Source organism: Wolbachia endosymbiont of Mansonella ozzardi, assembly GCF_020278625.1.
In the GTDB taxonomy this organism is placed as follows: domain Bacteria; phylum Pseudomonadota; class Alphaproteobacteria; order Rickettsiales; family Anaplasmataceae; genus Wolbachia.
On record NZ_JADAKK010000035.1, the window covers coordinates 1 to 12,344 of the forward strand.

The 12,344-nt window shown below is 36.0% G+C and carries 8 protein-coding genes; 2 read left to right on the forward strand and 6 right to left on the reverse strand.

Annotated features, from left to right (window positions below):
• Positions 1-264 precede the first annotated feature (264 nt).
• The 5 genes from IHO40_RS03935 to IHO40_RS03955 all read right to left on the reverse strand — a co-directional run bounded on the left by IHO40_RS03935 (position 265) and on the right by IHO40_RS03955 (position 8,078).
• Positions 265-465 (reverse strand): hypothetical protein, encoded by a 201-nt coding sequence (locus tag IHO40_RS03935; RefSeq protein ID WP_225536860.1) that lies wholly within the window; start codon positions 463-465, stop codon positions 265-267.
• A gap of 538 nt (positions 466-1,003) precedes the next feature.
• Positions 1,004-1,423, reverse strand: a complete 420-nt coding sequence (locus IHO40_RS03940) for a hypothetical protein (RefSeq protein ID WP_225536861.1) — start codon at positions 1,421-1,423, stop codon at positions 1,004-1,006.
• Between the two features lie 304 nt (positions 1,424-1,727).
• Positions 1,728-3,104 (reverse strand): PleD family two-component system response regulator, encoded by a 1,377-nt coding sequence (locus IHO40_RS03945; RefSeq protein WP_225536862.1) that lies wholly within the window; start codon positions 3,102-3,104, stop codon positions 1,728-1,730.
• Positions 3,076-3,372, reverse strand: coding sequence for a Sec-independent protein translocase subunit TatB (gene tatB, locus IHO40_RS03950; RefSeq protein WP_225536863.1), 297 nt, complete (start codon positions 3,370-3,372; stop codon positions 3,076-3,078). Before tatB ends, IHO40_RS03945 begins: the two co-directional genes overlap by 29 nt.
• A gap of 5 nt (positions 3,373-3,377) precedes the next feature.
• Entirely contained in the window at positions 3,378-8,078 is a 4,701-nt protein-coding gene (locus IHO40_RS03955) for an NAD-glutamate dehydrogenase (RefSeq protein ID WP_225536864.1), read from the reverse strand.
• A gap of 381 nt (positions 8,079-8,459) precedes the next feature.
• Here IHO40_RS03955 and IHO40_RS03960 point away from each other — a divergent pair, with 381 nt between their 5' ends.
• Entirely contained in the window at positions 8,460-9,632 is a 1,173-nt protein-coding gene (locus tag IHO40_RS03960) for an NADH-quinone oxidoreductase subunit D (RefSeq protein ID WP_225536865.1), read from the forward strand.
• A gap of 813 nt (positions 9,633-10,445) precedes the next feature.
• On the opposite strand, the gene surE is transcribed toward IHO40_RS03960, so the two are convergent.
• Positions 10,446-11,189 carry a 5'/3'-nucleotidase SurE gene (gene surE, locus IHO40_RS03965; protein WP_225536866.1) on the reverse strand — a complete coding sequence of 248 codons (744 nt, stop codon included), beginning with the start codon at positions 11,187-11,189 and terminating at the stop codon, positions 10,446-10,448.
• Between the two features lie 219 nt (positions 11,190-11,408).
• On the opposite strand from surE, the gene IHO40_RS03970 reads away from it, so the two are divergent.
• Positions 11,409-12,344: DNA ligase LigA-related protein (locus IHO40_RS03970; RefSeq protein ID WP_410543360.1), on the forward strand; the 936-nt coding region annotated here is incomplete at its 3' end.

The following is a 12,344-nucleotide window of genomic DNA, read 5'->3' on the forward strand; positions in this document are numbered from 1 at the left end:
TTTTTTCCTTTCTATAATTAATATTCGTACAGCTGTGCATCACGCGCTGGAATGATAGGAGGGAACCACTTTCATGGCACTGTCATAAAGTAACATTAGATCCCAGATACAAGTGTCATCTACTTTGGATGACAAGAAAAGACTACTTGAGTGACAGAGGAAGCTGTGGAGTGACAGGAGAAGGTGTCATTTCAGCTAGCATCAGCTCCCTAGCGCCCTTGTTCTCACTGGTTGACCACTTATTATTATACCACTTAAATAAGGTTAAGGCTTATTACATGTCTTGCGCGTTTCCTCCGCATCTCTAATTTTACCACTTGAGCCTTCAAAAGGAATTACCTTGGTTGCTTGCATTACTTCCTCCACATTCTTGCTACTTTTCAAGTGACCAAGATATTCTCTAGCTGTCATACTTATTTCTTTTTTATCTAGATGATCTTGGAATTTTTTGCTACTTAGATTCATATTAACATTAATAAGTACAGGTACGCTACCTTCTACATGAATTTTAGTTCCAGAGCCATATAACTGTACCCTGGGTAGTTCTTGACCATTAATCTTAATAAGACCAAGCTCTTTATATCTTGTTCTGCCAGAAGTTGATGTTCTGTTTTAATTTCTTTTGCTAGAATTTGTTTGTCTTCACTGGGCAGTAGATTATTAGCCTTATTGACATCAAAGTGTTTAATAAGCAAACCTTCTTTCTTTACTTTATAGCCAGCAGATCTTATTACTTTTTCTACAATCTTATAAACTGATCGACACTTTTTAATTCAGAAATAAACGCTGCGTTACTGTTAAAATAAGTATAATTATCATCTATTCTGTAAATCTCAACAACGTGATTACTTATTACCAAGTGAATGGCAAAAAATTGCCTTTAATTCCAGCTATATAGTTTGATAAATCACCAAGCGTTTTATAGCTCTGAGCATGAAATAAGTTTAAAGGCAGGCTATTCGTAGAAAAATCTAACTGTCTCTCAAATTTATTAAGCAGTTTACTAAAAGCAAAAACCTCTGTTTCTTTCCTCTTTAAATACCTGCTTACCCTGTACTATACGCTCGTAAATTTCTGCGGAAGTCTTTAAGTTGCTCAAAAATGATCCACCGCTTTGTGATAGTAAAGCCTGAGATAACCTACAAGTGGTAGCAGTACACTTACCGTTAATTTTAACATTCCTTGTTTTAAAAGAAGGCAAGTAGAGACCTTGTTTTATTGGTTCAATCAATGCATCTTGAAAATTATTTGATATAAGTTGCGATAAATGTAAATACGTCTTCTGTTGTCTCTGATAAAATTGTATTGAACAGTCATCATCACTATTATCATAATCCCTCCCCACCATGAGCCTCCCTTCTTTGCGATTCGTAAAAAGCCCCCGGTCCAGCCCTGCTTGTTCGTAAACCTTCGTTCCTAGCATCCGCATCAGCTACCACTATTTCCGTTCCTACCCCTAGTAACACCATCACTCACGCAGCCTCTGGTACTGCTCCTGCTGTAGCAAAGAATCCTATACCAATACTGCTATTATAATGGGCCCTAGTAGATTACTATTGTCTTAAGCCATAAACCCTCCAAATAACACTAGTTCTTTAAGTTTACAATTAATTGTAACTAGATTATGTAAACTTACTACCTATAGCACAAATATTTTCGACTACAACAACTTTTTTTGAAATTGTGAGTTTGAACTGATGGTAATTTTTATGCTGTTACAATCTTAGTTAGCCAGTAACTACTCTATTTCTGCCATCATTTTTTGCTTTATATAGGTATCTGTCAGCACGTACTATAAATTTTTTAATGTTATTAAGATCAGATTTTTGCATTTCTGCAACTCCAATGCTCACAGTCACACTATGAGTCGTGTTTTCGCCTGAGAGCGCAAAAGTTTCTGTAGCGATAATTTCACGTATTCTCTCTGCAACAGTGTATGCATCTGATATATTGGTATCTGGCATTACAACAACAAATTCCTCACCACCAAACCTAGCTAGCAAATCCGTCACTCTGATATTTTCAGAGATTCTCTTCTGCATTTGCTTTAAAAGCTCATCCCCAGCACTATGCCCAAAATCGTCATTTACTACCTTAAAATAGTCTATATCAAGTATCATAAGAGATAATCTTCTATCCTTCTCTACAGAATCTTTAACAATGTTTTTCAAGTGCGTATCAAAATATCTTCTGTTGTAGCAGTTAGTTAACGGATCCTTTATAGACATTTCTGCATTATTGAACAAGTTCATTCTCAAGGCATCTTGATACCTCTTACGTTTCACTTGTAAATTAACTCTTGCTATTAACTCACTCTCGTCCAGCGGTACTGTTAAGTAATCGTTAGCACCTACGTTAAGCGCTTTTACTAAATTGTTTTTATCATAATCCTCAGAGAGAATCAGAATTGGCGTGTAACGTGTTTCCACTTTACTGCGAAACTCAGAACACAAACGTAGGCCATCAGTTTGCGAAAATTGCATGTCGGAAATAATCAGGTCGTAGTTATCCTCAATACCAATTTTCAATGCCTCAGTTGGATCATTTAGCACTTTAATTGAACAAAAACGTTGACTCAGTACATTATATATCTGTTCTGCTTGAAAGACATCCTCATCCACAACAAGTATGTTAGCATTAAAAATCTGGTTGGAATAATCCATGATACTGCTTCCTGTTACCCCACCAATCTCAGCGTTAGTTTCTCCTCTCAAACGCAACTCATCTATTACCATCTTCAAACGCGTGAGGGATCTGATTCTTGCAGACAGGGCAGTTTCATCTATTGGTTTAGTTAGAAAGTCATCTGCGCCAGCATTAATGCCCTGTACTCTATCGTGAGTGTCATGTAGCGCAGTCACCATAATTATTGGAATATGGGTTGTTAAGGGATTACTCTTTAGGCTCTTACAAACTTCAAAGCCATTTATTTTCGGCATCATGATATCGAGTAATATAATATCTGGCTGCTGCTTTGCTACCAAATCTACAGCTTCTTTACCATCATGAGCTACAATAACTGTATAGTACTCCGCTTTTAGTCGAGCTTCTAAAAGCTTAACATTAGATAGTACATCATCTACTACCAGAATCTTCGCTGTCATTACCTTTAGATGTACTATCTATATTGTAACTAGGATAAAACTTACCATCTTTACCAACTATATAATTTACCTTCTCGACACTATACTCTTTATACAAATCTTCGATTCCGGCATCTTTTAACAACTTCTTAACTCTCGACTTTGCAATCATAAAATACCTATGTATATTCCTAATAAGGTCAATAAACGTAGGTATCTTATTCTTATCGAGAACAACTATACTCACTAGTGCTACAATTAAAATTTCTGAAAGACCTATGTTGAACATTTTTCCTACGAAGCAAGTACTTCAATTCTTCTTATCATAAATATTAATTTACTTAAATCAAGCTTAGAAGCAACCATTTCATCTAAGAAACTATTGTAACGTTCTATGCAATCCGTATCATTACAAGCCCAGGTTTGAACTTTATCTTCACAGTTACTGGTGGATTTTATAACTTTGACAGTTAGCTTATGATGATAATTGCTTAAATCATCCAATAAATCATTAATTAAGCTGCGGTTCCAATAAGAAGAATGACTTTTTATCTTGATAGCAATTGTTCTAATCAGATCGAATCTCAGTAGCGACTTTAACTCAAAGTATATTTTACCAGTGTCAAGAATAGGTAAAGATGTCTGCCCAGAAATGGATATAACGTCCAGTGCATAGGCCAAAATGCACAGATCAGCAACTCTTTTTGCTAGATCTTTATTTATATTAAGTTCCACTAAAGAAGCAAACCCATGGTGATAGACCTTCAATAGATGTTCATCTAAAACATCAGTTAGGTTCTGGCCTAAAGTCTCAATTGCATCCTTAAATTTTGTGACATCATCTAGCTCTATAGAGCCAAGTTTGCTGAGATTTTCTACTAACCAAAATGATACTCTACCAATAAACTTTTGCACATTTCTCACTATTTGCAAGTACGAGTTAACATCAATCTTGCCATCCAATTCATCAATTTTCTGCCACAGGTTATTTAAACTATATAAACGGTTAACAACAATATAAACATTAACTGCTTCATGCACTTTGATTCCAGTATTTTTAACTAGATTATTAATAAATATACACCCCATCCTATTCACTACATCGTTTGCAATGCAAGTGGAGATAATTTCTCTGCGAAGTTGGTGTTTCAATATGTAATCCTTAAACTCTGTTATCATTTTTTGTGGAAAGTAGTTTAGCAAGTAATCACGACACAAGGAATCTTTTTCAGGCAAGCTGGAATGTATAATTTCATTTTCTATTGCTGTTCTAGCGTAAGATATCAGGACAGAAAGCTGAGGAGAACTAAAACCCTCTGCTCCAGTCAACATTCTCGCTATTTCCTCATCAGCTGGAAGAAATTCCACACTTCGTTTTAGCAACCCAGATCTCTCCAAGCTGAGTAATAATCTGTGATGCTGTTCTAGCCTTTCCTTAGCTTGCAAGCACTCAAGAAGTAATGCTTTTGTTTCAATCCTGTTATGATCCTCAAGTACCTTAGATGCAACTTCGTCTACCATACTAGCCAGTATTTCGTTCCTTTTTTCTAAGGAAATGCCCCCTCCTTTCATAATCGAAACAAATGCAATTTTGATGTTAACTTCCAAATCAGAACATATTACTCCCGCCGAATTATCAACAAAATCCGCATTGATATATCCACCCTTCTCTGCATACTCTATTCTTCCAAACTGCGTGCAACCGAGATTACCACCCTCTATGAACATAGAAGCTCTAATATTCTCACCATTTACTCTTAACTCATCATTTGCTTTGTCACCTACCATATCATGGCTTTCATTTTTCGCTTTGACAAACGTACCAATTCCTCCATTCCATATAAAATCCACTCTTGCTTTCAACAGATATCGTATCAAGTCGTTTGGAGATAACGTATCTTCTGTTATGTCGAAACATCTTTTTATTTCTTGAGAAATGTTTAATTGCTTGCTACTGCGTTCAAATACCCCACCACCCTCAGAAATCAAATCTTTGCTATAATCCATCCAAGTTGAAAATGGCAACTCAAAGAGACGTTTACGTTCTGTGAAACTCTTTTCTGTATCAGGACTTGGGTCAACAAAAATATGCATATGGTTGAACGCGCCGATTAAACGCATATTTTTTGAAAGCAGCATGCCATTTCCAAACAGATCGCCAGCCATATCTCCAATTCCAATAACAGTTATATCTTGATAAATATCCCTATTCATTCTCCAAAAATGCCTTTGTGCTGCAATCCACGCACCTCTTGCTGTAATACCCATCTTTTTGTGGTCGTAACCTGCTGATCCGCCAGATGCAAATGCATCGCCAAGCCAAAAATTATACTCAGAAGCTATTTGGTTTGCATAATCAGAAAATGAAGCAGTGCCTTTATCTGCTGCAACTACTAGGTATGGATCATCTTCGTCATACCTGATCACATTTTCTGGTGGAATTATTTTACCATCAACTACATTATCAGTAATATCAAGCATTCCTCTGATAAAATTCTTATAGCACTCAACACCTTTCTCTCTTAAGATATTTTTATCCCTATAAACTTTCTTTATTATAAACCCACCCTTTGCACCAACAGGGACTATCACCGCGTTTTTCGTCATCTGAGCTTTCATGAGTCCCAAAACTTCAGTACGAAAATCTTCCGTCCTATCCGACCACCTTAAACCACCACGCGCTAGTTTTCCTCCTCTTAAATGTATTCCCTCAAAAAGGTTCGAATACACGTACAACTCACGATATGGACGCGGATCAGGCAAACCATTTATTTTACTTGAATCAAATTTTGTAGATAAATATGGTTTATCATCTTGATAATAACTGGTCCTTAAAATAGCCATTATCAAGTTAAATATCGAACGTATAACGTAATCATGTGAAACATTGCTGATCTCTTTTAGAAGCTCCTCAATTTTCTCTCTGAAGATGTCTGTAGTTTCTGCTCTATCAATATCTATACTAGGATCAAATCTTGCATGAAATAATTGTACCAAATACCTCACTATCTTTGGATACTCTGAAACCACTTTTTGAACATATTCTGGGTTGTATTTAAATGACGTTTGCTTTAGGTAAGCACTTAGCGTTCTAATTAGAAGCACCTCTTTCCACTCCAGCCCAGCAATAATGATCAAACTGTTGAAATAGTCATTTTTAATTTCTCTTCTAAACACTTTTGCAAGCGTTATCTCAAACTGCTCTTTCAGGGTAATGTTGTCTATTAGCTTATCGACCCTCGACAAAACAAAATGGTGTATCCATATTCCACCATTAATTTCTATGTAATAGCCATTATGAGATAGAATTTTCGCCCCCAAATTTTTAGTAATTCTCAATATCTTTGATAATTCAAGGCCGCCATTACTTGGAGTATAAACCTTTAATTGGTAATTGAGATTGTCACGAGTAAGTCTTAAATCGACCTCACTCACTCTCTTTCTCCTCACTATCTCCAATTTCTTCATATCGTAATATGCGTCGTTGGGTTCGAAACTTTCTTGATAGCTTACCGGAAATGCCTTGCAATAACGGACAAATACATCCTCAATAGTACCGAAGGTATTATATAGGTTATCTATAAAACGATCTTCCCACTTTTCTGTAATGTTTCTCAATTTGTTTTCGATACGCAGAACTTCATCATCAAGAACACTAGCACCTTCAGCCTTTAGCACTACATGCAACTTCATCAAGTCATATTCGTTTATAATGTGATGGTTATAAATATCTGCACCTTTTGCATTTATTTCATCCTTCAATATGTCACGTATCTTGAACATTAACCTGGCACTAGCATAACGCATCGGTATCAACACTACGCAACTGATAAAGTCCCCCACCTTTCTTAAAAACAATTTGACTCTTGGTCTAATTGCAAGAGACATGATCGAAGTACAAATTTTAAACAACTCATCTTCATTGGACTGGAATAATTCATCACAAGAGAATGCCTGCAAGATAGAAATTAAAGCCTTATTGTTGTGGCCACCTGGTATGAACCCTGCCCTTTTCTCTATTATTTCAATTTTATCTTTTATTACCGGAATAGTTCGAATATCTTGAACTTCAGCTATAGAGGTAAACAATCCAAAAAAACTCCGTTCCTTTATCACGTTACCCTGATCATTAAATTCTCTCACTCCTATACAATTCATGTACGTACGCCGATGAACTATTGAAATCAGATCTGACCTCAATATGTATAAACAATCAAGATCGATACAAGGAACCAATACATTTTTATACTCTTCACTTGCTTTCATTAAACCAAGATTTTCCTTACCACTTGGAACGAACTTTCCATCTTCATCAGTAATGTATTCTTGATAACCTAAAAATACAAAGTTGTTATTCTTCAACCAAGCTAGAAAATCCTTTTCCTGGATCCCATTATTAAGTACTGGGGTGATAGAAAGACTTGCCTCATCAAGCTTCTGCAGCATCAGGTGCCAATCTTTTACAACGCAATTAACCGCCTTCAGTGTTCTGTGTAGAGACTCTTTTAGTGTATCAACAAAACTGTCACTTATGCCTTTAATAACCACGTATATCACCGATTCCTTGACACCATTATCATCTTCTAAATAGCAAATCTCATTAATAAGGCCACTTTTTCTTTGGATGTTAATTATGCTATTGCTGTAATAGCATATAGTTAAATTATGCGACTTAATGGTGGCAATAATAGAGTCAACCAGAAAAGGCATGTCGTCATTTGCTACTTTAATTATAGTAAAATTGCCTTCTACCCCTGGTACATCATTTACATTGCTTACCATTAACTTACTTTCTTCTCTCTCTTTTTTAAAGATGAAGTTGTATGCGTCTTCTGCAATGTACAGAAGAAATTTATCATTGATCTTTAAGTCGCTATTATAGACAAAATTATAAAAGTACTTAATAAACTCTTTAACTCTTTCCTTTTCTTTTTGATTTTCTTGATTAATCAACTTAAATAAAGACTCAGTGTCAACATTATGCTCTACACACATTTTTTTCAATAAAAATACACAGTGAATTTAAACCCTTTTAACTAAGATTTCATTACCAAAAATACACATTATTTTATTAGCTTATCGCCTTTTCATTGCATTACTTATGCACCAGCTCACCACAAGCGTTTCTGAACGGGAGTATGGAATTCCCCTACAATAGTGCTAAAGCGATACATAATACCCAGCTAAGGCCCTATGGTTATCGCCATATATATGATGCAAGCTTTTTTTGACCAGGCATGAACTTCCTCTTTCAGATTATTATAATCCCTTGTTATTGCATAATTTTGCAACCAATGTCAATTGCATAACAGAGGTTTCCAATTGACTTTTAATGTACTTCAGTCTATATAATTTCAATATCTTAAGTTATCATATATGTCAGATTTAAAAACAATGGTGTTGAATTTTGGACCTCAGCACCCGGCTGCACATGGGGTGTTGCGTCTTGTACTGGAAATGGATGGTGAAGTGATCGAAAGAGCAGATCCCCATATTGGGCTTTTGCACCGTGGCACTGAAAAGTTAATAGAGCACAAAACGTATCTCCAAGCTTTGCCGTATTTTGATCGTCTTGACTATGTATCACCAATGTCACAAGAGCACGCATATTCACTGTGTGTAGAGAAATTGTTGCAGTGTGAAGTACCAGTCAGAGCAAAGTATTTGCGTGTTTTGTTTTGTGAACTGACCAGAATACTAAATCACTTACTCAATATCTCTTCTCAAGCACTGGATGTTGGAGCAATGACTCCTCTTTTATGGCTCTTTGAAGAAAGAGAAAAAATATTGGCATTTTACGAAAGAGCTTCAGGTGCAAGATTTCATGCAGCTTACATTAGGCCAGGTGGAGTAGCGGCAGATATCCCAGAAGGTTTGATTGAGGATATTACAAAGTTCATAGAGCAATTTTCGCAGTATATAGATGATGTTGATGAGCTTTTGACAGAAAATAGGATATGGAAACAACGTACTGTAGGAATCAGTGAAATATCGATCAAACAGGCGCTTGACTGGGGTTTTAGCGGACCAATGCTGCGTGCTGCTGGGCTTGCTTGGGATTTGCGGAAAAGCCAACCATATGAGATATACGACCAATTGGATTTTGATATACCAATCGGCCAAAATGGTGACTGCTATGACCGTTACTTGGTCAGGATGGAGGAGATTAGGCAATCCGTTAGTTTGGTAAAGCAGTGTATAGAAAAAATGCCCGAAGGACCAGTAAAAACTGAAGATAGAAAGATTTCTCCACCGCCAAGAGCGGAGATGAAAACGTCCATGGAGGCTCTCATTCACCATTTTAAGCTTTATTCAGAGGGATATCGTGTACCAGAAGGTGAAGCTTATGCAGCTGTTGAGGCACCAAAAGGTGAGTTTGGGGTATATATAGTTTCAGATGGCACTAATATGCCCTATAGGTGCAGAATAAGAGCGCCTGGCTTTGCGCATTTACAAGCCTTGGACTTCATGTCAAAAGGACACATGCTTGCTGACATTGCAGCAATTATTGGTTCGCTCGATATAGTTTTTGGTGAGATCGATAGGTAAGCTATAGCTTGTTTGGCAGCAATCGGAAGTTAATAGATCTCTCACGTAACAAACTGGTTTTGGCATATGAGAAAAAACCACTTGACAACCTTTGCCATCATCCTTATTCATAGCATTGAAGCTATTATTTAGCTTCAGTCCATACAGATTAAACAATAAAAAAACTCAATGTACTTGGCGTACTTTTGTTTAATTTTTTGTACTATATGCACTCATGCCTTTATAAACTTTCAAGGGTTTTTACCTAGTATAAGCTAAAATGCGTTTGTCAAAGCGTTTAAGACAATAAAAAAAATGCCAATTTAAAAGATAGATAGTGAATAACTAGCTAACGGAGTTTCTTTTGCCTTTTTTCTGTTTAGTAAATCTCTTAACATTTAAATTTAGATCAGTTGAGGCTTAAAAGCAGCTAGATTAGACGTTTAGAATAAAAAAACGCTAATTTATAAAGTTAATATAAATCACTAGCCACCAACTGGGTTTCTTTTGCCTTTTTTTCTCATTTGGCAAATTTCTCAAATATTTATTAATAAAGCAGCATCACGGACCCCAGTGTCAGCTACTTGGATAATGCCCTAGTGATAGGCTTAAATCACAACGCTTGTATAGTCTTGTGTCAGCTACTTACATGATACTGCTTTTGTTTCAATATTTGCAAATTAACCACGTTCCTGAATAGATACCAAGTTTTGAATCTAAAACCCTATTTACAACCCCAACTCGCACCTAAAAAGGTGTGAAACAGAAGGTATTATGTCTAATAGCCACATATTATTCGGCTAATAAAAGATTAGCAAACGTTTTTTCAATTAACTATGGAAAAAATTTGTCTGAGTGAGAATTTTTCATGGCATTCAACGTATCATAATCTGTAAAATCTAATTTTATTGGTGTGATAGTGATAAATCCCTCTTTGATTTTACCTACACTACCACTACCTGAGTGTTCTCGAGACCAGCTTAAACTTAAAGAGCCATCTGAATTTTCAGTAAAGGTTAAATCTCCATCAATGTTATATTCACCTTGCTCAACAAACTCTATTCCTTTTACTTTTTCCACAGCAGGAAGATTTACACTCATCGCTATATTTTTAGGCCAGGCAATTTCAATTAGTTTAGCAATAACCTTTGGTGCAAAAACCTTTGTATTATGCCAGTTTATTCCATTATGATGTACTTGGCTTAGCGCAATAGAAGGTATAGATCTTGCAGCGCCTTCCATAACAGCACCAATTGTTCCTGAATAACAAACATCGTCTCCAACGTTTGATCCAATATTTACTCCAGATAGTATTAAATCTGGCTTTTTATCCATAATTTTATTCAGTGCAATAATAACACAATCTGCAGGAGTACCAGACACACTGAATTCCTTTTTACCATTTTGGTTTACTCTAATAGATTGACTTATTGGGTAGTAAAGAGATCTTGCTGCTCCACTTCTGTCAGTATCTGGTGCCACTACCCATATTTCTGACGCGAAATTTTGCGCGATCTCTTTGAGTAATTTTATCCCTTCACTTTCAAAACCGTCATCATTTGTTATTAATATTACCATATGAAATTTTATGTACTACAAAGTTATAATAAGTAATTCTAGCTACTGGTTGCAAATAAGTATATCGCTCTTGACTACTTTCAATCATCTATGGCTTCATTGATTTTCTAGTACTTTACCTCTACTATGCATTAAATTCATGAAAATTCATAGCTTGACGAAAAATTTAATATGATTCCATATTTGTGCACTAGTTCCAGTGTTGGGAGATGATTGTATATGATTAATTTAAAAAATTTAAGACGAGAACTTGCTAAATTGAAAATGCAAATAGATTATCATGATGTCTTATACCACCAAAAAAACAAGCCGGAAATCACTGATGCTAAATATGATGAGCTAAAGCGAAAGTTAACTGAGATAAAGGAACAACTTCCAGAAATTCATGTAACACAGAATAGTGTTGGTGCTGCACCCGATGAGAGATTTTGCAAGGTAGAACATCAAGAACCCATGCTTTCTCTTGAAAATGCTTATGATGAAGAAAGTGTGGAGAGATTTTTATCTAAAGTAAAGAAGTTTTTAATTGAGGATGAAATAGAAATATTATGTGAACTAAAAATTGATGGGCTATCGTTTTCTGCAATTTATGAGGATGGAAGGTTCGTTAAAGCTGCAACTCGAGGCAACGGCTTTGTAGGAGAAGATGTCACCTACAATGTAGCAACAACAAAAGGCTTCCTTAAATTTTTGCAAGGTGTGCAAGGAAGGCTAGAAGTAAGGGGAGAAATATATATTAGCAACAGCGACTTTTTGAAGTTAAATGAAAACAATGAGTTTGCCAATCCTAGAAATGCGGCTGCTGGTTCTTTGAAGCAGTTGGATGCGAACATTACGGCAAGTAGACCACTTAGATATTTTGCTTATTCTTTGATTGGTGGAAAAGAGAAAAGCCAAAGTGAAGTACTAGAGAAACTTGAAGAACTTGGCTTTTGCGTAAATGAGCATCGGTTCTTAACAAGCAGTTTGAGTGGAATGCTGAAGTTCTATAACGAGATCTATGATCATCGCTATAACTTGGATTATGATATCGATGGAATAGTCTATAAAGTCAATAATTTGATGCTGCAAAATCGTCTAGGAAGCACTCATAAAGCACCACGTTCAGCACTTGCGTACAAATTCTCTGCGGTTTATGCAAAAACAAAGCTAAAT